This is a genomic window from Desmonostoc vinosum, assembly GCF_059505385.1.
In genome coordinates, this window is the sequence record NZ_JCACKM010000137.1 from 1 (window position 1) to 18,806 (window position 18,806).

Consider the following 18,806-nt stretch of genomic DNA (forward strand, 5'->3'; position numbering starts at 1 on the left):
ATGAAGTATATGCAGCTAATGAGTTGATTGCAAGTATCACCATTGACGATGACTTAACGCAACCTTGGGTAGTAATGGTGAACCATGTAGAAGTTTTTAGAGACAGTACCTATAAAAGATGCCATAGCTTCATTATTTGGCATTACAAACAAGGAAGTTTACCAAAGCCAGAGCAGCAAGCAAGTACAGACACCGCAGAAACAGCTTGCACAACTGGTAATGAAGTCATGGCACAGATAGCCAATGAATGTGAAAAGTTTGAGCTTGACCTGATGGATGATGGAATATACTGCAACGATGTGAAACTGGGTGAAGTAGGATGCAGCGATGGTAGTTGGTGGGTAGTGAGGGCGTCATCAGAGCATAAGAATAGAGTGCCGTGTGATTCTGTGGCTGAGGCGGTGTGGTCGTTACGGATGGTGGAAGTTTTAGCTAGTGGTGATGTTGATCAAGAACGTACTTCGTGTGAAAGCTTGCTTGATAAGCCAGTAGATGAGGTAACAATCTCGGAATGGGAGCGGCTTAAAAAGTACTATGCATCGCTAAATGAAACATCTGAGTTAGTGGCAGCGTAAGAGATGGGTGGGGCTTAATGCCTCACTTTGTAATTTATCTATTCAAGTATCAAAGTCAACCAAGTAATTTCTGAAGAAAAATTATTTATGAAAACAATCGAAATGCTGCAACAATTCAATGAGTGCTACGGGAAGATTCAAGCGATTGCTCAATCAAATGAATGGATAGAACTGTCAACCCGCAATGATGTCGATCCAGAAATGAAGACACATGTGACGTTCTCCCGCGTTAACTCTTGCAAGTATAACGAGGGCTTCTTGAGACTAAAATAGAGACAGTTGTACTCGATTTATGCCCCAAGCTTCTGGCTTCACAGGCGGGGTATCCCTAAGCCTCCACCAGCAGACACGATAAGTCCCACCGCGTTTAATGCTCTGTGTAAAATGTTTCGGGCCGCATTTTCATCCCGATCAATAACTGCGTTGCACTTTGAACACTCGTGAGTACGCATAGATAAAGTCTTCGGTACTTTTGCTCCACAACTAGAGCATTCTTGTGAGGTTCCATAAGGATTGACTTTAACAACGTGTACGCCGCGTTTGACCGCCACTGCTTCTAACTTGCTGATAAAGCTACCCCAAGCAACATCTAGAATTGATTTGCCTAGTCGTGTACGAGCTAAACCTCGAATATTCAAGTCTTCAACTGCGATTAAGTCATATCGATTAACGAGATTGTGTGCACTATTGTAATGAAAGTTTTCTCGGATTCTGACAACTCTTTGATGAATGAGAGCAATCTTGTTTTGTTGTTTTTTATAAGCATTACTCCCATGAAGTTTGCGTGATAAAAATCTTTGTTGTCGTGCCAGATGATTTTGAGCTTTGCGGTAGGGCTTGACTACTGGCACTGTTTGACCACAACAAGTAGTGAGAAATTCTTTTAATCCCACATCAACACCAACTACAGATTTAACTTGCTCCAATGGTAGTGGAGTCGGCACAGTTTCATCTTGCATTGAAATGCAGCAGTACCACCCATCCGCCTTATGAACTATCGTGCATGTTTTGAGTTGAAATCCAACCGGAATCGGTCGATGCATAATTACTGGCATTTCACCAATCTTTGAGAGTTTAAGAACCCCATCTCTCAAATGCGCGCCAGCTCGTTTATCGTTAACTCTAGGATAAACAAAAGACCTCAGTTCTCCGGTTTTTTTGAAGCGAGGGCGTCCACCACGTTTACCTGCTTTATCAGGGATTAACCATTTCTCCCAAGCTTGATTTAGTCGTTGTAGATTTACTTGTTGTGACTCCGCCCAAATATTTTTGTAATCCGGGAATAGTTCTTTTGTTTGCTTAAGCTGAGATTGTTGAGTGTAGTAATTAACTTTTTCGGGAATCTCCCCAATTGGTTCACTAACTAGTGAGCAACGGTCAATTTGACAACGAGTTCTGTTGAATGCATCTAACCTCTGTCCTAATGCGTAATTCCAGTGCCGACGAAGTAGCTCTAATGTATTTGACATCAAAGCTATTTGTTCAACACTAGGTTTAATTCTGTAGCAGTAAGTTAGAATCATGTAAGTAATTATATCAGTTATTGCTGCTCAATGGAAGAGTTGTATGATAAAGGTTTTCGCTCAGTTTACTCTCTTAGTGCCCACATAGTTTTTGTGACTAAATACAGAAAAAAAGTTATTAATCAGGCTATGCTGTCTCGGCTGGCTGAAATATTTCAAGATACCTGTACCAAATGGGAATGCACATTAGTAGAATTTAACGGTGAAGTTGACCATGTGCATCTATTGATTCGTTACCATCCACAGATTGAACTGAGTAAATTTATTGCTAACCTCAAAACTGTTTCTAGCCGATTGATTCGTAAAGAGTTTGAATCTCTGTTGAGTAAGGTGTACACAAAACCTGTATTGTGGACAGGTTCTTACTTTGTAGCCAGTTGTGGTGGAGTCACAGTTGAACAACTCAAAAGATATGTCGAAAACCAATCAACTCCTGAACAATAATGACTCGCTTCGGCTCGGTCATAATACACGAATGGCAATTCCCCACCCGTCAACATGAAGGTATGACGGGCGACCCCTTGCCCTATTCAAGTTGGTTACTCATTGGTTTGCTGCTGCTGTAACTCTTGTACTACTTCTAGCGATAAACCAGTCAGTCGAGCGATCGCATCAACAGCCATGCCCTCGGCTAACAAGTTGAGAGCGATTTCACGGGCTTTTCTATCGCTTCCTAATTCAATCCCTTCTTCCAATCCTTCAGTCAGTATTGATTTATAAATGACCGACTCGCGCATAATGTCCTTCCTGAGTAAACGCCCAATTACTTCTTGCTCTAATACTAACCCGGCCAAGATTGCGGTAGCAGCAGCAATATTACTTTGTGTTCGTCTTTCATTAATTTTATCAACAGCCGCAGCTACCTGTTGCAGTGTACTAGCTTTATTGTTAGTCGCACTTAATACAGCGAACGGCAGTAACCCTGGGGTTCCCAAAAATATCTCTGAAGGTTGTTCCCACAAACGAATTACTTCAAACTCATGTCGAAGTTTACTGGTAGTAAAAGTGGTTTTATAAACTTCTTCGGACTTAGTTTGATCTAAATAAATCACAACTTGGTGTATTCGTTTATTAGGAAAACGACGATAAATCCGCAAGTAGTAATCTACCATCCGAAAACCCATATCTTTATCAGGTTCAGTCTGAAACTCTATATGGAGAACAACTTCATCTGATTGCAACAAGATTAAAGCATCAGCACGAATCGGTTCTAAGGATAGTTCTGTTGGGCTTAACTTAGTTAAAGTTATAGGCTCTCCTAATAGCCAGGTTGCAAAATCAGGAGAATATAGTTCAGCAAGAAATTTACAAGTGTTGTCAAACATGGAAAAAACTGAACAATGGATATTTTTGAAAACAAGGCACAGGAATTACAACAACGGCTTCATGATTCAGGACAAGTTTACTCTCTAAATCAAGTCAAACTTGCTCTCGCTCAATGGCTTGTTCAAGCATCCTATCATTTGATAGATAACGCCACTGATTATATTTATGGTGATAATCATCCCATAGCTCAAGATTCATTTAAGCCGGAGGATTTCTTGGAAGAGAAGCGAATTGCAACTATTAAGCAATACGTTAAATAGTCAAGATTTATTGGAAATATTTTGAGGGGAGCCATGCAAAAACTAATCCCTGCTCTAATCAAAGCGAAGGCTGAATTTCAACCAATCCATAAAGACCGAATTAATCCTCATTTTAAACACAAATACGCAACGCTTGATGCAGTTTTAGATGCTGTTACCCCTGCTCTTGGTAAATACGGATTAGCGGTAATTCAAACTACATCCATAACAGAAGCGAAAACTGTGCTACAAACCCATTTGTATCACGAATCGGGAGAGAGTATCGCTAGCACTTATCCCTTGCCTGAAATTAGTGATTCCCAGAAATTTGGTGCAGCACTGACTTATGCCCGTCGCTATGCTGTATGTGCAATCTTATCAGTGACAGCTGATGAAGATGATGATGCACAAAACACAGTTACTCTTAAAAAGTCAGAACCAGCACAAAATAATATTAGATTTCGTAATCAGCAACCTCAAGTTAGGCAATTAGCTTCTCCACCAATAAATCCACAGGATTTGCGAGTTAAAGAGATTCGCCTACTGTTAGATTATCCATTAGAATTAGTCAAAGAATGGCTACATTCTCATAATGTTAATAGTCCCGGTGAGATTGAATCCGAGAGAATTGATGAATTAGTGAAAACTATGTGCTTGGCTTGGGCAGCAAATAAGTTTGACCATCTTAGTCATGCTGTTAATTCTTATCAAAGACACGTCATTGATAGCGGATTACGGGGAGTTTCAGAGTTATCGGCAATTCAAGCATGGATGGAGGGAGTACAAGCACAATTACCTTCAGTTAATGTACATCAATCATAGATGAGGTAATTATGGGTGACATGGCAGATTGGGCAGAGGATATGGTACTTAAAGAAGAATACTTTGAAAGTATTAATTGCCAAAATTTTCAGCAAAATACTAATCAGGAACTAGTAGAAATTATTGATTGTTACGTTGAAGACAATTGATTGAATGATGATAATTTTCTAGTCAAACTACGGGAATGGTTTCGAGAAAAGAAATACTTCACCACTAAACAGCGTCAGTCTGTAATTGAGCATTTGACTCGACTGCCTGACCTTGATTAATTAGAAGAAACAACGACGGAAATACAATTGATCAAATCAGAAATTAGAGAAACCTTCAGAGGTTGTCAACAGACTTTGCGGACTGTTAGCAGCAGTGAGGATTATCGACGAATTGAATCTTCTCCTGACTTTTCAACTACGAATGATGTTTATTTCTCAAATGCGGTAATTAGCAATGACAGACTATTTCAATGTTTACGACCTGGAGCCAGAAGAACGTCCAAACAATTTGATGAGTGAAGAAACTTTGGACGAGTTGGACACACAGGATAAGGAAGAAGATACAAACCAGCAAGAAAACTAAGCGATCGCTACTACAAATATCAAACAAGGAGCAAAACGATGACGGTACAACTAAGTAATTACTCTCTTAAAAGAAAATCTGCATTGATGCAACCGCAAGAGCAAATAGAGCAGCTTCAGTCCAAAGTTCACCAACTGGAGCAGCAGCACCGAGAGTATGTGCAAAAGCAACAAGAGCTTATAGGGGCAATCGCACGCATCTGCGAGAGTTCACTTCAAGAAATCGAGGCCCTACGCATTCTCGTATATCGGGGAGAAGCGGAGTGTCGGCGGTATTTGCGGAGTCTTCTGAAAAATCAGAGGAAAGCTGGGTGAGACTCAAGCGCGTAGTGACTCCGGCTGTGTACCTGATATCTCTAAAACCCGACGCAACCAATCTTGTGTTTGACTAGCAGCAGATTGCTTTTGTTGGGCATCAGTCCAAATCTCGTCCCAATGAAATAGCCAACGGGTCAAAACACGACCTAAATCAACTAATTCACAGGCTTGGTCAATGTCATCCGCCTTTACCATGTCTGGCACAGTCCATTCGATAAAGTATCTGCTTTCATCAACCAAAGCCAGTAATAAGTCTGCTGATGATGCCTCAATCCACAAAGACTGAATTTGCTCAAGGTGATTTGCTAAATGATGTAGGCGAGTGGAAACATCATCTTGCATAAAAATTTGTTGCTCTGGTGTCACTTCAATCATACATTCCCCAGGAACTCGTTAATGATTTGGGCAACTCTTTCTTTAATATTAGGGTCAGAAATTTCCATTGAGCGATTCTGGCGAGGACGAAGGTTGACCATATTATCTTTGTGACCTAATTATTCGTTGCCATTCGCCCGTTTAAACAGGTTTGAAAAAGCAGGCGACTCATGCTCACGTTCTAGAATTTGTCTGAGCAGAGTTGCAAGTGCAATCTCCTTCCACTTAGCAACAGACTGATACTGCTCATAGGCTTTCTGCGAAAGAGTAATTGTTACTTGAGGAGAATTTCTTTCTATCATTTGATAAACCCTAATTTCCACGTTCTAATACTTGCCAGATTGAGGGATATGATATACTTTCAACAAAATGCCCCCAGTGCTGACGACACTGGAGGACTACTCCAACCATAGAATAGCCCTACAGGAGGAGCAATCGCAGTATGCCACAAATTGGTATCAGACCAATACATCCTAAAGATTTTAAAAAGATTCATCATTTCTCGACTTATCAGATGAGTAGATTATCTGGTTACTCGGTTGAGACTGTGAAAAACTGGTTAGCAGATGAAAGTAGCTCCAGGTTTGTAGAACCAAAACCGTATGTACTTAATCATTTTGGAGCGATCCATAGCTGCTTAGCAAGAATATAGTGTTTGGGAAACACTAAGTTGTTTAAAAACCCCTACCCGCATGAGTGCGGGTTTTTTATTATTGAGTTAGCGATGTCAATATACAAACTTAAAGCTGTCAAATTGCTAATCAATCTGACATCACTAAAAGGACAATTGATTAGAGATATGACAATTACAACCACAAGATGATGCAGGAGTGGAAAAGTAAGCTGTTTGAATCACCAAACCCAGAGTTAGAACTGAATCTGTTAGGACTACCGTTATCAATAGCAGAAGGAACACGAATTTTAGGCATCTGTTACCGCACTTGGAAGCGATGGAACGAGTTAGCAATGGATGTACCAGAGTACAAACAGCAACATATACAAATGTTGTCAATAGTGTCCAATGCCTCGGCTAACCCACCAATACTTCGCTATCAGGTATGGGTAATAGGAAAGATTGGAGAGATTTACAGCCAACTGCCCAACGGTATTCCTAAAAAGTGGATAGCACAGGAGTATTTGCGAACCAAAGTTGACGAATTTACCCAAGAACAATACCAAAAGGAGCAGTCGAATTTTGAAAGTAAAAAATACATAGAGTCTCAGTACATCAAAAGTCAGTCCAATAATTAACGCACCAAATTTGTGAACTGCCGTTTTTTGGCTACTTACAAGCTACTACAGTTGTCAGGCATAAGCTAAAGGTGTTTTTGCCCATAATGACAAACTACATTTGTTCTGCCGGAAATATCAAAAAACAGCCAAAAAGCAGCTTTGAAAAATATCCAAAAACCATAGAGCATCATACTATAACAATGTTGCAAAGCTGTAATGATTGTGGGATAAGAGTTCAGCAAAACGTTAGCAAGTGGGATGACCCCAATGCATCCCCAAAACCCTCAATTATGAAACACATATTCCTGAAATCAGCAGTGAGTGTAATACCCCCAGTCAGAGCATGAGTGTCTATATACACATAGGAGTCGGATAATGTGTACAGGAAGCATACATATACAAAAACATCTATTGATGGAGAGACTGAAACAATAGAAACAATTGAAAAAACAGATTCCGGATTGTTAGAATTTTGTGGAGCGATCGCGGCGATAACTTTATCAATAATTGCAGCCACTCTGATATTGCAGGGTTTGAAAGATGCCAGTAGTTTTAGAAGATTGGATCAGCCAATCGATCAATCTCAAAAATCAATGTGAAAAGATTCGGGGAGCAAAGATTAGTGAGCGCACCTGGCGAAACTGGGAACGCCTTGCGGGTGCGGTATATCCTCCTGGGAAAAAGGTGTGCTTACGCTCCTACACACAGGAACAAACACAGTTGTTGTTGTGTTTGGCGTGGTATCGCAAGTGTTATCCCCGTGAGAAAGTAACATATCGCAGCTTGAGAAACTACTGGCAAAGTAATGAGTACAAAATTGAGGAAGTATTTGATGCTTTTTGTGAAGCAGTAAATTCTCCTTCATCGAAACAACCTGCAACACCAACCCCAAAACTTATAGCATTAAGCGAGGTTAAAAAGTCATGTGATGCAGTATTAAACCGTTGTCTGTCTAGAAATTGCTGGGCGAGTTGGAAACGATTTTTAGGAATAGCGAAATATGAACGTTATGTGGAAGAAGGACTCGCATCGGTGCTTGTATATATGGCCTGCTGGCGGCACGACCATCCAACTAAAAGATTTCCTTCTTTTAGGGAATTAATAGTGATGATGAGAAGTTGGTCACGTCGAGCGATGAATCTAGAGACAGCATCAAGCGCTAAGATGTGGCACGCTTGGCGAATGCGTGGCTGTCCTGGCAAAGATTTGCCTAAATATCTGGCTGCTAACGGTTACAAAGTTTCGACCCGCACTCTTTATAAGTGGGGAGGATTTAGCCAACGAAGGCATTATTCGGTGTCAGAATTATCAAACTGGATTAAATTAGCTAAGGAGAAGTATGGCACGTAGAGTTACTGACTTAACAGTCCCTTCAGCGGAAGAGACATCGTTTACTACTCAACCAAAAAGTATAGTTAGGAGCAAGAAGGAAGAAATAATTCCTGCACTTACAGCAATGGCCGTTGTAATTGAACAGTTAGAGATAGCTTTTGATGATGATTTACGACTAGCAATTTTTGAGCGTTTATTACGCGACCAAAAACTAATTCATTCACAAGCATCAGAGGAGCTAGAAATTTCTCAAGCGATGGAACTTGCTAGACTTGAGGCGATAGAAAAGGCGCGAGAGCAGGGAAAGCAAAAAGCAAGATCCCAGATGGCAGAGAGAAAAAAGAAACAATTGGCTGTGATTCAAAAACAGTTTATTGAAGTGGAATTACCACAATTACTTGATAGTTGTGAGTACCTGGGCTATGAGGCGATGAAACAGACTGTTAATACATTTGCGGCTCGTGTTGGTGTTTCATTGGAGTGGAAGGATTTAGAAGATGGACAATTTGAATGCATCCCAAGTATCGCCAGAAATTGAGTACTTTAAACAGATACTTACTGAAGGTAGGGGCTTTGGCGAAATCACAGAGATTATTCAGCAAGAGGTACAGCGTCAAGTTGAAACAGAATTAATCAATTTTCAGCAAGCAGTTGCTCAATCCAACTTAAGCGCAATTGAGGTAATGTCTGAGGAAATAAACCGTATTAAACAAGATTCTGCTACTGTCAAAGGAGTCATGGAACGCTTGGTGAGTGCTGTTGCTCCTGATTTACCCCAAGGGAATGATGAAGTTGTCAGCTTTCGTGAAGCGATTGATAATTTAGAGAAGTATGGCAGTATCATCCCTTCATCAAGCGACATCATTGCAGCACAATTGAGGGTGAAAAAGAACCAAGCTTGGTCATTAGTCTGGCAATCATTAGCCAAACTGTTAGTTGTTCAACTGCAAAAACTTTTAGATAAAAAACAACAGCGCAATCAACCAAAATCGAGAAATTCTAAGCCAGAGGTTTTATCACAAACAGAATACCCATATGAAAACAAAGATTAATAGTAGAGGAATATCCACATGAAGACAGCGCAGTTTCATCGAGCCTATTGGGATTATGACAGCAATACAGGTGCAGGTAAAATACATTATAAACCATTAGGGGTTATTGCTTTTATCTTTGAGAATGGTTGCCCCAAACTTGACGTAAATTTTCTAGATAAGGATGAAGTTTCATATTACCGTCAGCAGTACAAGAAGCAGGGAGTAACTTGGCGATTAGGGGTACAGATTGATAGAGACGTTGATTTGGTACGAGTTACGGAATCAGAAAATATCTTCACCTTTGAAGAACTTAATTTAGAGGTAAAAACTGAAGATGCTGTGAGGTCATTCCGTCAACTGAACGGAGAATGGATTGTAATCGAGAATGCCCATTTTGTGGAATACCAACGCTGTGATTCTCTGTTGCTTGTGAAGTAATATGTCAACATTGCAATCCCAACTAAATTCTCTTGAGGTTTCTATAATTAATAGATTATCTCAAGCACAAACCGAAACTCAAATTGATTATTGGGCTGAATACTTAGCAGCCACTAAATGTTATCTTCAAGCTTTTAATCATCTGAGAGTAATCCAATCAGAAACCTGTAAAGATGTCGAAACCAAAACCTCAAAATAACTCCCTTGAGCTATCAGACTTAAGTGGTAGCGTTAAAAGTGCAATTGTTTTCAGCGACAGCCACTTTGGTTTAGAATCAGCAGTTTGGCAGAATGCCCAGCGCATTGCTGACATGTTACCCATAGATGTGCAAGTCTCTGGCGACTTAAATGAAGAGATTGTACTAACTGCTGTAGACAAAGCCAAAGGTGCAGAACTTCAGGCCAAGAACTGGGGTGAATACTCCACAGCAATTAGCCGTTACCTTAAAGCCTTTTACAAGATTAAGGAGAAACAATCAGAAGTAGCTGAAAACGTTGCAGAAGCTAGACTCAAACACGCTGAGTTAGAAAAAGAACTTGGCACAACACTTGCCACCCTCGAATCGAAGTATCGTCAGGTGGTTGGTTCTTACCGTAGTGCAACAGCAGGTACCCAGGACGAACTCGAAATTAGTCTCAATCGCATTGCTACACAGTACACCAAGGCTAAATCTGCTAGGGATGAACGTGAGCAATCTGAGGAGAAAAGGGAAGAAACTCCTTATGCCAAGCAGACTGCTTCCTTGGTTGACCGCTTTCGCAAGGCTAGAGAAGCACGTTATTCAGGTGCAACAGCTGGAATTACTTGTAGAGTGAGTTAAATATGTCACAGATTTGCAAAGTATCACGATGGATGTGCGCTTTTTTGATTTCAGTTGCCATTGCTCAAGTCATTAGTTTGTTTAATTGGTCGGGATTAATTTTGGCAATAGCAGCAACAATCATTTACTTGGTAGGACAAAAGGAAAAATCAATTCAGTTGCAGGTAATTTCTATAGGACTAATCCTGGGATGGGCTAAATGTTATTTCGTTGGTTAGGTGTTGGAACTGCTGGTTTGCTTGCTTTAGTACTGGTAACAGCAAAAAGTAAGGATACTCCATTTTTACTAATATGTCGAAATCTAACTGCGATCGCACTTGTTGGGAATGCAGCGACCCAGCTGCGACGAATGGAAAAAGAGTATGAGGATATTGAACGTAAAGAAGACATGCTCTTTACTCTCAAAGAGGTGCAAGGTGAAGAGCAGTTGCAATTTTTAGAGACATCGGCCGAATCTCGTCGTAGCAATGAGCAAGCCGATAAGGATATGGAACGGCAACTGAGGATGCTGCAAGAGACAGCACCCTTATTCAGTGAATTGCTTTCGGTGACTGGGCGTAATGGAGCAGTTGAGCGCATGGCTTTGGGGATGTTGCAAGGAGGTGCTAGTCTGGGGGATGTTCTAGTTGCCACTGCCGATGCTGAAATTAAACTAGAGCAAGCTAAATTAGCAGCACAATTACAGCAAAGGCAAATGGAGATGCAAGCTGTTGCTGTTGCCACTTCAAATCAATTGCATCAAGATGTACCTATACAGGCTCCACTACCAACCAGTAACGAGCAATCTACACCACAGGCATTAAATAAAGCATCTGTCCTCAAACAGGCAGCAGCGATTGTTGGTATAAAAACCGAATGTATTCATGTAGATAAAGCACCCAGCTATGAGAGGCTGGTTTTTGGGATAAAGACTAGTGATTATAATTTGCTCAACAAGTGGAAACAGGCTGCAAAGCTTGCTCTCGGTGAGAAGTATGATCTTCCAATGTATGTTCATGGCAGTGAGAAAGTGGCGATTGAGACATCATTTTCTCCACATGAGCGCACTTTTTACGATTTTCCCATTCGACAATGGCTACAGGGCGATGCCACAGGCAACCCCTCCGGGGAACGCTTGATGATTCTGGGTCAATCTCTTGATGGTGAAGTTATTGTAGACCTAGCATCTGAGGACACCCCACAAGTATTAGTGGTAGGGACAACAGGAAGTGGTAAGAGTAATTTTCTCCGCTCTGCTGCTTACTGTTTATTGATGCAAGGGGCGAAGGTAGATATTTGCGGCGGTAAAGTCAGTGACTACGAAGATTTTCCCCCTAAATTCCCTAGCATCAGTATCAATGATATGGACAAGGCTTTTGAATATGTTGGGGAGTATTATCAAGAGTGCGATCGCCGTAACTCCATGAGCAAGGAAGAGTTAGCGCAGCAGCCAGCTTGGGTTTTACTGATTGACGAGTACAAAGGAACTGTACCGCTTGATGAACTACGCAAAACTTATGACCAACAACTATGTGAAGTGGCTCGTCGTGGTCGGGGGTTAAAAATTCATGTAATTATTGGACTGCAACGTGGGTCAAAACGTTCTGCGACAGATCCACAAGGGTTACCTCCTGATTTACGTGATAACTTGCCATGTCGCATCGCCTTTCGATGCACAGATGCAGTTGGTGGTCGCATGGTACTGCACCATCGTGGGGAAGTAGTTACCTCACTTCAAGGACGTGGTGATGGCATTGTTCAATCTGGATTACTGGATACGAGATTTCAAGCTTATCGTTTTGAAACCATTCCTTAACCCTGTTTTGTCAGTTTGGGAGAAGCCTATCGCTGAAAGCCTTTTGGAGCTTTAGTTTTAAGCTTTTGGTTATAAATTTTAGTTACTGTTAGAAAATAAAGGCTCAAAGCTAGATTGGATGAAAGTTTCAGAATCTTGCTTTGATTATTACTTTCCGAGAGTGACATAAGAGGGTTAATTATGCTCCCCTCTAAATTTATTGAAGCCGCTGGACTGCCAGACCATTGGCAAGAAAAGGATTTACAAGAATATATTGCTCAGTGCTTAAGATTGCGCGGTTTTCGTGCTGATCTTGAAGTCTCAGCTAATGGTGGCAGGGCTGATATCGCGACTAATTGGCAAAATGGAACAATTATAGAGGTGAAAAAATACCTCGACCGCAATGCAATTTATCAAGCGTTTGGGCAACTAAGCCTGTATGGATTGAATAATCAACACAAGCTTGTAGTGATGGGTTTTCTTACAGTTGATGCCAACGAACAACCATCAGCATTAAAAACTGCTTCAATGATTGAGCAGAATCCTCGCATCAAAGTAGTTTTTGTGAATCTGGAATCCGAGTGGTTGCCTACGACTCAAGTCAGACGCTCTTGGTTATTAAATTTATTTTCGTTACCGAATATATCGTTACCAAAATTACCTTTGAGTGATTGGCGCTTTTTATTAAAAATTGTGAAGAACAACCCATTACTGATAGTTTTAGTAATTGCTTTGCTATCAATTATTACATCTAACTTGAAGCAAGAATTTACACATTGTCATCAACAACAGCAGAATTGGGATTGTGTTTTTTCTTCTATTTACCAGGATTAAACCAGTGAGTATGGGGCGAACACTACTGCAATTTTAGCAGTAGAAGAGTTGATATATAAACAGGAGCAATCAGTGATGGATGTAATCCTTAATGAGATAGTACAAAAAATTATTCAGAATATCAGAGATGGTAAGAGTGCTGAAGACTCGTATATTATGCTTTTAAAAATTTATAATCTAGAGGTAATCAAGGCGGCTATGGTACTTATAAAATCACGCGCACGTTGATTTGAATCTGGTAGTTGTAATGTAAATCTTGGTACAAATAGTAATACTAAAACTAGTTAGTTAGACATTTATATATGTAAAGTGCTACAAGCTTTTGATTCGACAGAGGAAGAAATCTATGATTGTCCATTCGTGAGAGCAGCTATTGCAAGCAAAACAGAGCGAAAAAAATTATGAGTGCAGTACATCTTGAAGAAGTGTAAATGATGCTCGTATCTAGGTAAATAAGTAATTAAGTTTAAGAAGCAGCTGAACCTGAAAAAGTTTTCCAATGTAAAAGAAGAAGTACTATGCACCCAATAGAATTTAAGAAAAAGTGGAAGTTAACTTACGACCAGCTAGCCCTAGTCTTGGGGTATCCAAGTAACTACACCATCCGCAGGTGGTTTAGAAACGGCAAAAATCGCCGTCAACCTCAGAATGTTGTCTGTGTAGCTTGCCGTCTGTTGAATGACAGATGGGAAAAAGAAGGGAAAGTAATTAGCTCCTACTTCGGTCAGACATAGAAAAAGTGAACTGATACCAGACCTGAATCCTTACCCTCAAGCTCGTCTTGAGCCTCGTAGCACGGTCAGCAAGATAGCGTAGATAAATTTTGACGAAAAAATTTTTTGTGATTCCAAATGCACCTACCCCGCTAGTAAAAAAGCGGGTATTTTTATATCTATCAGAAGTTCTAAGAAGTTCTCAAAAGTACTTTGCAATTGCTTGATTAAATCCTCTACTTCTGCTCTTTTTACCCAACCAGATAGTTTCATGTTGTCGAGTTTGATAAACAGAATATTCTTACCATTAAGTAATTGACAGATTGGTAATTTAGAATAATTACCACGAAACTCAGGAGACTTGAATGTGTCTAGTGTAATTGTCATTTGGATTTACCTATTAATTGTTGAATAGAGAATTAAAAACTGTTCTACTTTCCCTTTACCCTTGTTTAATATGATTGCCATTGCTGGAACATTCTTTGACTTTCACCCCACGTTGTATAATGTTCTTGCGGTTCTCGCTTTGTATGAACCAAAAGCGGGTTTTGAACATTAGAGTGGCGCATTCTCAGGACTTCGTAATCGCCTTTAGTTGGTTCTTCAGTCCATCCCTGGCTCAGACAGAATTGCTTGAAATCTTCAAGTTTACTTGTGTGTAGTAAGTCTTGGGTTTTCATCTTTTTACTGTTTCACCTCTGTTGCATATCAGCTTGATGAAGAGATATTTGTTTGGTATTCTTCACTCAAGAAAAGAATCTATGTTTTTACACCTTATCAGCCAAGAGCAAGTCCCTTGGCTGCTTTATTACTGTCAGCAATAGAGACATTTCAACTCACTCCCGGCATTGTTAACAACTGTTGTTGTAAAATGACAACCTGGCGTTGATATTGTTCAAGCTCTGCCCGAATTTCTGCTAGAGATTCCTGTATTGAAAGTGGCTTGATTTCATACTCCATAAAATGGTATAAATCCTCGGTATGTTTGTTTGGCATCACACTATAACGCCAGCCCTCATCATATTCTTGAGCCAAGTAAGTATCCTTTGGGTAATAGTCCATCCCGACTATGATTCCTTGTTGAGTACGCTGACCAAACGTATAGCGTGGATAGTCCCAGTCACGCGCAATTGATATTGTTGGTTGCATAATATTTGTGATTGGTAAATGAAGGATTTTCAGTTTGTCAATGCACTATATGAAAAGGAAAGGAGTAGATTAAATTTCCTTTCCCTCTCATTGCTTTACGCCGCCACTAATGACTCACTTGATTGCGGCTCATACTCTTTCAATAAACGCCATTCTTCAGTTGTCAATTCTTCAAATGGCTTATCTAATAGTTTTTCAAGATTTATTTGAGCAGTTGAATTGATGGAGTTAAAGGATGCAATATTTTGGTGAATTTCTAATCCTTCAACAAGTACTAAATATTCATACCCGTTCTCGCTATTGTGAATAGTAATTCCGTCACAGTGCTGCTCTACTAAATCTGTTGATGCTCCCTTCACCAACTTCTCTAGCCGTTGTGCATTTACAAAGTTCTCAACAGCTATTTGGTGCTTACATTTGACCCCTCGGTGATAACAGTCAAGACATTCACAGCGCTGATGTGGATCTAATTCATTGAGGCGTACCACATAGCAATTACCATTTTCCTGATTCTGTACCACGTACTTATCGCCGTACTGCTCTAATACTTCAATTGTTGCGGCTTTGTGTTCACGAGTCGCGTCTTGTTCTTCGTTCACTGGAGTTTCAGCAACACTTGGAGTATTCCGTTTTTGCAATGCTTCAATAGCATCCCTAACACTCCAGAATCTACCAGCAATCCCACACTCCCAGTAGTACGATTGTTGCGTATTTTCCCAAAATTCTTCTTGGTTGCGTACTTTGAATACTATCCCTAAAAACTTATCCCCAATGTATGCGCTGTAAGCAGTTTGAGTTTTTGTTGCTGCTGCGTATATGAAGCGGTATTCATCAACTGGTGTACACAAGTCCTCTCCACGAGTGCCACGATAGCCACAATTACCACAGCCATGACCATCGCAATCAGGGCAGATTGCACCAGGTGGACAAGCCCATTTCGGCGGTGTGAAGTCCCATGCAGAGATGGTGCTATCATTTATTGTCACTTCAGCTTGTTCTGCTTGAGTGGTGGGTTGTTCTACTACATCAGCTACTTTCTCTACTTGGGAGGATTGATGAGCGATGATTGCCTCAAGCCATGCACCCTTGCAACGTTTGTCTGCAATCTCAATGCTAGCGCCCACCTGACCGTAGATTTCTTTGAGTTGGGGTAGGGATTTTTGGTTGAGGCTGGCTTGTGAATAGTGATACATTTGAAGGACTCCTTTGAAGGGGGTAAAAAGGCGATCGCGCTAGTTTCTCAGGCTTGGGGCGATCTCCTTTTGTTTGTATAGCTACAGTATATGCAATAGCTAGCTAAAAGTCAATTTTTTTTAGCTTTTGTATATGCAAATTTCAAAAAAGCTCTACATTGCAGGCATAAATAAGCATAGGCATTGCATAGACAGAGAAAGAGAGCTAGTCTATGTATAGACAAAGTGAGCAGAGGGAAACATCAGAACAAATTATGGGCCAGCTAAATATCCGAATTGATGATGAGTTAAAAGAAGCTTTCATAAGGAAAGCTAAGGAGAACAGCACTTCAGCCACAGAATTGTTGATTGACTATATGAAAGAGTATCTAGCGTCTCCTCAGAAAAGTGAATCCCAAAAAATAGACGAGTTGGAAAGAAGATTAGTAAAAGTTGAGCAAGTACTGGGGGAATTAGCAGCCTGAGAAATGAGCTTTTGTTTCTCAGGCAGTGGCGGGAGCGTGTTCGTAAATCTTTAATAGTTAATTCCAGATCCCCTGATAACGAGTCAGGGGATTTTGCATAATCGGGATGTATATACATTTCTATGCAATGCATTGACTAATCTATGCATTGCCTATATCATGACTAGATAGAGATGAAATTAAAAGATGTAATTATAGTCAAAGACACGGTTAGCTAACACAGTATCAAGGTTTACCAACAAGTAAAATGGAGCTTGGACAGGAGCATTTATGACTCAAGCTGTACCAAAATTGACGACCTTTGAAGAATTTGTGCAATGGAAGCCAGAAACGGGACGCTATGAACTGCACGATGGGGTAATTGTTGAAATGCAGCCTACAGGAGACCATGAGGAAATTAAAGGGTTCTTAATTAGAAAGCTGAACGTCGAGTTTGACCGTTTAAATCTTCCTTATCTCATACCTAATCAGGCATTGGTCAAGCCGCCAGAAAAAGAAACTGGTTATTTACCTGATGTTTTAGTAATAAATCCTCAAGAGCTAGTGAATGAACCACTATGGAAAAAGGAATCAACTATCATTCGGGGTGCATCATCTCCATTAGTCATTGAAGTTGTCAGTACTAATTGGCGAACTGATTACTTTGTCAAATTCACTGATTATGAGGAGATGGGTATCCCTGAATACTGGACTGTAGATTACTTAGCTTTAGGTGGTAAGCGTTTTATTGGCAATCCTAAGCAACCAACTATTTCTGTTAATTCTTTGGTGGAAGGTGAGTACCAAGTTAGTCAATTTCGGGGAAATGACCGCATTCAATCTCTAGCTTTCCCACAGTTGAATTTGACAGTTGAGCAAATTTTTAGGGCACGTTCATAATACCATTTCTGGCTCTGTAACTTGGAAAAATCAAACTAAACTATGCAAGAGCCAACAACATTGACTTAATGTGCGCTTCATTTTCATGCGTCAAAAATTGGAGGTTCTAAAATGACCGAATTAGAGAAAGCGCATTATGCTGCAAGGGTTTTCGCCGAAAAGAAATACAAAGGGGCTTCTTTGTGGGTGGTTGAGGAAACTGTCAAACATCGTACAGCTTATGGTCAGGTAACTAGTGCCCTAACCCGACTTCAACAAGAAATTGGTATTGATAACGCAGACCAAACATTTATTCGTGTTGTCGGTGAATTCTCTTTTACAAATAGTTATCAAGCACAAGAAGCTTATTTAATAGCTTTGGGATTAGAGAGGGCACAGGAATAAAAACCCTCCCTAATATCTTGTTTACTTTGAGTGAATGTTGTCCAGACCTGCACTCTCTGTAAGTTGTCACAAACTAAACAGTAATTTATGACTAACCCAACAATACCAAATCTCCCTGCACCATGCATGGGGGTTAACTCCGTTCGCTTGCACAAACGTCTCTATACCAGTCAAAAACGCAATAAAAGACCGCACCTAATTGCTAAGTATGGGATGCAGTGTTTTTGGTGTGATTGTGAACACGGGAGCCTACTGATTATGCATCCAGGTTGTCAGTCTACTTGCTTACATCAGGTTCCTAAGACTAACAAAGTAGTTAGCACGCGAATTAATTTAACTTTCCGTCCACACACGGGGGGAAGCAGGTAAGAGGGTTCAAGGGAAAGGGGGAAAGGGTAAAGGAATTTTCTTCATACCTTTTACCTTTAACCTTTTACCTTTCCCCCTCTAATGGGTGGTGATGGTTTTGTAATCACCGCAAGTATACCAACAGTTTGTACAACGGTATACCTATAATGCCGTTCCATTTTCATGCGTTCATATACCGGGGGTAATATGCCAGCGATCGCAATACCAAACGATGATTTTGATGATTTTCAGTCTAAGCACCTACAAGAATGGTTAGACAGTGGAGTTGATAGAGCAATTTACGATCTCAACGTCAGTTCAATCAGGGGAACCATCCCCTATCAGTTCCTGCTCTACAGCCCTAATATCTCCCGTCGCAACGATGGGCGTCTGAGAGATTACGACGGTTACGGCAATGGCAAATTTGTGACAGCAACGGCGGATATCGAAGCGGATCTGT

At 40.5% G+C, this 18,806-nt stretch carries 30 protein-coding genes and 1 pseudogene; 22 read left to right on the forward strand and 9 right to left on the reverse strand.

The features are described from left to right. Nucleotides 1–575, forward strand: a 575-nt coding sequence (locus AC5JMF_RS20190; RefSeq protein ID WP_495797504.1) for a hypothetical protein, incomplete at its 5' end; no start/stop codon positions are given. Nucleotides 576–886: 311 nt separating this feature from the next. On the opposite strand, the gene AC5JMF_RS20195 is transcribed toward AC5JMF_RS20190, so the two are convergent. Then, nucleotides 887–2,098, reverse strand: coding sequence for an RNA-guided endonuclease InsQ/TnpB family protein (locus AC5JMF_RS20195; RefSeq protein WP_495797505.1), 1,212 nt, complete (start codon nucleotides 2,096–2,098; stop codon nucleotides 887–889). A 30-nt stretch (nucleotides 2,099–2,128) separates the two neighbouring features. Here AC5JMF_RS20195 and tnpA point away from each other — a divergent pair, with 30 nt between their 5' ends. Beyond that, the gene (gene tnpA / locus AC5JMF_RS20200; RefSeq protein ID WP_495797506.1) at nucleotides 2,129–2,542 is read left to right on the forward strand and encodes an IS200/IS605 family transposase; all 414 of its coding nucleotides are present in this window, start codon (nucleotides 2,129–2,131) and stop codon (nucleotides 2,540–2,542) included. A gap of 95 nt (nucleotides 2,543–2,637) precedes the next feature. Here tnpA and AC5JMF_RS20205 read toward each other — a convergent pair whose 3' ends face one another. Then, complete coding sequence (locus AC5JMF_RS20205) at nucleotides 2,638–3,423, reverse strand: Rpn family recombination-promoting nuclease/putative transposase (protein ID WP_495797507.1); 786 nt, start codon at nucleotides 3,421–3,423, stop codon at nucleotides 2,638–2,640. Between the two features lie 15 nt (nucleotides 3,424–3,438). Here AC5JMF_RS20205 and AC5JMF_RS20210 point away from each other — a divergent pair, with 15 nt between their 5' ends. The 5 genes from AC5JMF_RS20210 to AC5JMF_RS20230 all read left to right on the forward strand — a co-directional run bounded on the left by AC5JMF_RS20210 (nucleotide 3,439) and on the right by AC5JMF_RS20230 (nucleotide 5,372). Beyond that, nucleotides 3,439–3,684 carry a hypothetical protein gene (locus tag AC5JMF_RS20210; RefSeq protein WP_495797508.1) on the forward strand — a complete coding sequence of 82 codons (246 nt, stop codon included), beginning with the start codon at nucleotides 3,439–3,441 and terminating at the stop codon, nucleotides 3,682–3,684. A gap of 33 nt (nucleotides 3,685–3,717) precedes the next feature. After that, on the forward strand, nucleotides 3,718–4,485 hold the full coding sequence (locus AC5JMF_RS20215; RefSeq protein ID WP_495797509.1) for an ERF family protein: 768 nt from the start codon (nucleotides 3,718–3,720) through the stop codon (nucleotides 4,483–4,485). An 11-nt stretch (nucleotides 4,486–4,496) separates the two neighbouring features. Further along, nucleotides 4,497–4,634, forward strand: coding sequence for a hypothetical protein (locus AC5JMF_RS20220; protein ID WP_495797510.1), 138 nt, complete (start codon nucleotides 4,497–4,499; stop codon nucleotides 4,632–4,634). A gap of 295 nt (nucleotides 4,635–4,929) precedes the next feature. Then, a complete protein-coding gene (locus tag AC5JMF_RS20225; protein ID WP_495797511.1) occupies nucleotides 4,930–5,058 on the forward strand; it encodes a hypothetical protein in 129 nt (42 codons plus the stop codon). Between the two features lie 38 nt (nucleotides 5,059–5,096). Next, nucleotides 5,097–5,372, forward strand: coding sequence for a hypothetical protein (locus AC5JMF_RS20230; RefSeq protein WP_495797512.1), 276 nt, complete (start codon nucleotides 5,097–5,099; stop codon nucleotides 5,370–5,372). Nucleotides 5,373–5,375: 3 nt separating this feature from the next. On the opposite strand, the gene AC5JMF_RS20235 is transcribed toward AC5JMF_RS20230, so the two are convergent. The 3 genes and pseudogenes from AC5JMF_RS20235 to AC5JMF_RS20245 form a co-directional block, all read right to left on the reverse strand. Next, nucleotides 5,376–5,750 carry a hypothetical protein gene (locus AC5JMF_RS20235; protein WP_495797513.1) on the reverse strand — a complete coding sequence of 125 codons (375 nt, stop codon included), beginning with the start codon at nucleotides 5,748–5,750 and terminating at the stop codon, nucleotides 5,376–5,378. Continuing rightward, nucleotides 5,747–5,857: pseudogene (locus tag AC5JMF_RS20240) on the reverse strand (DUF5674 family protein); the annotation flags it as partial. The gene AC5JMF_RS20235 and the pseudogene AC5JMF_RS20240, both read right to left, overlap by 4 nt. A gap of 12 nt (nucleotides 5,858–5,869) precedes the next feature. Beyond that, entirely contained in the window at nucleotides 5,870–6,052 is a 183-nt protein-coding gene (locus AC5JMF_RS20245) for a hypothetical protein (RefSeq protein WP_495797514.1), read from the reverse strand. A gap of 517 nt (nucleotides 6,053–6,569) precedes the next feature. On the opposite strand from AC5JMF_RS20245, the gene AC5JMF_RS20250 reads away from it, so the two are divergent. The 11 genes from AC5JMF_RS20250 to AC5JMF_RS20300 all read left to right on the forward strand — a co-directional run bounded on the left by AC5JMF_RS20250 (nucleotide 6,570) and on the right by AC5JMF_RS20300 (nucleotide 13,950). After that, nucleotides 6,570–7,001, forward strand: coding sequence for a hypothetical protein (locus AC5JMF_RS20250; protein WP_495797515.1), 432 nt, complete (start codon nucleotides 6,570–6,572; stop codon nucleotides 6,999–7,001). Nucleotides 7,002–7,523: 522 nt separating this feature from the next. Continuing rightward, on the forward strand, nucleotides 7,524–8,333 hold the full coding sequence (locus AC5JMF_RS20255; protein ID WP_495797516.1) for a hypothetical protein: 810 nt from the start codon (nucleotides 7,524–7,526) through the stop codon (nucleotides 8,331–8,333). Next, nucleotides 8,323–8,853 carry a hypothetical protein gene (locus AC5JMF_RS20260; RefSeq protein WP_495797517.1) on the forward strand — a complete coding sequence of 177 codons (531 nt, stop codon included), beginning with the start codon at nucleotides 8,323–8,325 and terminating at the stop codon, nucleotides 8,851–8,853. The genes AC5JMF_RS20255 and AC5JMF_RS20260 overlap by 11 nt, the downstream gene beginning before the upstream one ends. Further along, complete coding sequence (locus AC5JMF_RS20265) at nucleotides 8,813–9,367, forward strand: hypothetical protein (RefSeq protein ID WP_495797518.1); 555 nt, start codon at nucleotides 8,813–8,815, stop codon at nucleotides 9,365–9,367. Before AC5JMF_RS20260 ends, AC5JMF_RS20265 begins: the two co-directional genes overlap by 41 nt. Nucleotides 9,368–9,385: 18 nt before the next feature. Next, the gene (locus AC5JMF_RS20270) at nucleotides 9,386–9,787 is read left to right on the forward strand and encodes a hypothetical protein (protein ID WP_495797519.1); all 402 of its coding nucleotides are present in this window, start codon (nucleotides 9,386–9,388) and stop codon (nucleotides 9,785–9,787) included. A 1-nt stretch (nucleotide 9,788) separates the two neighbouring features. Beyond that, nucleotides 9,789–9,986, forward strand: coding sequence for a hypothetical protein (locus AC5JMF_RS20275; protein ID WP_495797520.1), 198 nt, complete (start codon nucleotides 9,789–9,791; stop codon nucleotides 9,984–9,986). Next, on the forward strand, nucleotides 9,961–10,608 hold the full coding sequence (locus tag AC5JMF_RS20280; protein WP_495797521.1) for a hypothetical protein: 648 nt from the start codon (nucleotides 9,961–9,963) through the stop codon (nucleotides 10,606–10,608). The genes AC5JMF_RS20275 and AC5JMF_RS20280 overlap by 26 nt, the downstream gene beginning before the upstream one ends. 2 nt (nucleotides 10,609–10,610) lie before the next feature. Then, nucleotides 10,611–10,826 (forward strand): hypothetical protein, encoded by a 216-nt coding sequence (locus tag AC5JMF_RS20285; protein WP_495797522.1) that lies wholly within the window; start codon nucleotides 10,611–10,613, stop codon nucleotides 10,824–10,826. Further along, a complete protein-coding gene (locus AC5JMF_RS20290; RefSeq protein WP_495797523.1) occupies nucleotides 10,808–12,403 on the forward strand; it encodes an FtsK/SpoIIIE domain-containing protein in 1,596 nt (531 codons plus the stop codon). Before AC5JMF_RS20285 ends, AC5JMF_RS20290 begins: the two co-directional genes overlap by 19 nt. 180 nt (nucleotides 12,404–12,583) lie before the next feature. Then, a complete protein-coding gene (locus tag AC5JMF_RS20295) occupies nucleotides 12,584–13,216 on the forward strand; it encodes a hypothetical protein (RefSeq protein ID WP_495797524.1) in 633 nt (210 codons plus the stop codon). Nucleotides 13,217–13,734: 518 nt separating this feature from the next. Then, entirely contained in the window at nucleotides 13,735–13,950 is a 216-nt protein-coding gene (locus AC5JMF_RS20300; protein WP_495797525.1) for a hypothetical protein, read from the forward strand. 123 nt (nucleotides 13,951–14,073) lie between these two features. On the opposite strand, the gene AC5JMF_RS20305 is transcribed toward AC5JMF_RS20300, so the two are convergent. The 4 genes from AC5JMF_RS20305 to AC5JMF_RS20320 all read right to left on the reverse strand — a co-directional run bounded on the left by AC5JMF_RS20305 (nucleotide 14,074) and on the right by AC5JMF_RS20320 (nucleotide 16,271). Continuing rightward, a complete protein-coding gene (locus AC5JMF_RS20305) occupies nucleotides 14,074–14,316 on the reverse strand; it encodes a hypothetical protein (RefSeq protein WP_495797526.1) in 243 nt (80 codons plus the stop codon). Between the two features lie 65 nt (nucleotides 14,317–14,381). Beyond that, on the reverse strand, nucleotides 14,382–14,609 hold the full coding sequence (locus AC5JMF_RS20310) for a hypothetical protein (protein ID WP_495797527.1): 228 nt from the start codon (nucleotides 14,607–14,609) through the stop codon (nucleotides 14,382–14,384). A 151-nt stretch (nucleotides 14,610–14,760) separates the two neighbouring features. Then, entirely contained in the window at nucleotides 14,761–15,078 is a 318-nt protein-coding gene (locus tag AC5JMF_RS20315) for a hypothetical protein (RefSeq protein WP_495797528.1), read from the reverse strand. 95 nt (nucleotides 15,079–15,173) lie between these two features. Beyond that, nucleotides 15,174–16,271, reverse strand: coding sequence for a hypothetical protein (locus AC5JMF_RS20320; RefSeq protein ID WP_495797529.1), 1,098 nt, complete (start codon nucleotides 16,269–16,271; stop codon nucleotides 15,174–15,176). 212 nt (nucleotides 16,272–16,483) lie between these two features. On the opposite strand from AC5JMF_RS20320, the gene AC5JMF_RS20325 reads away from it, so the two are divergent. From AC5JMF_RS20325 to AC5JMF_RS20340, 4 genes are all read left to right on the forward strand, one after another. Further along, the gene (locus tag AC5JMF_RS20325) at nucleotides 16,484–16,735 is read left to right on the forward strand and encodes a hypothetical protein (protein ID WP_495797530.1); all 252 of its coding nucleotides are present in this window, start codon (nucleotides 16,484–16,486) and stop codon (nucleotides 16,733–16,735) included. A 270-nt stretch (nucleotides 16,736–17,005) separates the two neighbouring features. Beyond that, nucleotides 17,006–17,614, forward strand: a complete 609-nt coding sequence (locus tag AC5JMF_RS20330; RefSeq protein ID WP_495797531.1) for a Uma2 family endonuclease — start codon at nucleotides 17,006–17,008, stop codon at nucleotides 17,612–17,614. 111 nt (nucleotides 17,615–17,725) lie between these two features. Then, the gene (locus AC5JMF_RS20335; RefSeq protein WP_495797532.1) at nucleotides 17,726–17,998 is read left to right on the forward strand and encodes a hypothetical protein; all 273 of its coding nucleotides are present in this window, start codon (nucleotides 17,726–17,728) and stop codon (nucleotides 17,996–17,998) included. A 531-nt stretch (nucleotides 17,999–18,529) separates the two neighbouring features. After that, on the forward strand, nucleotides 18,530–18,806 hold a 277-nt coding region (locus AC5JMF_RS20340), incomplete at its 3' end, for a hypothetical protein (RefSeq protein ID WP_495797533.1).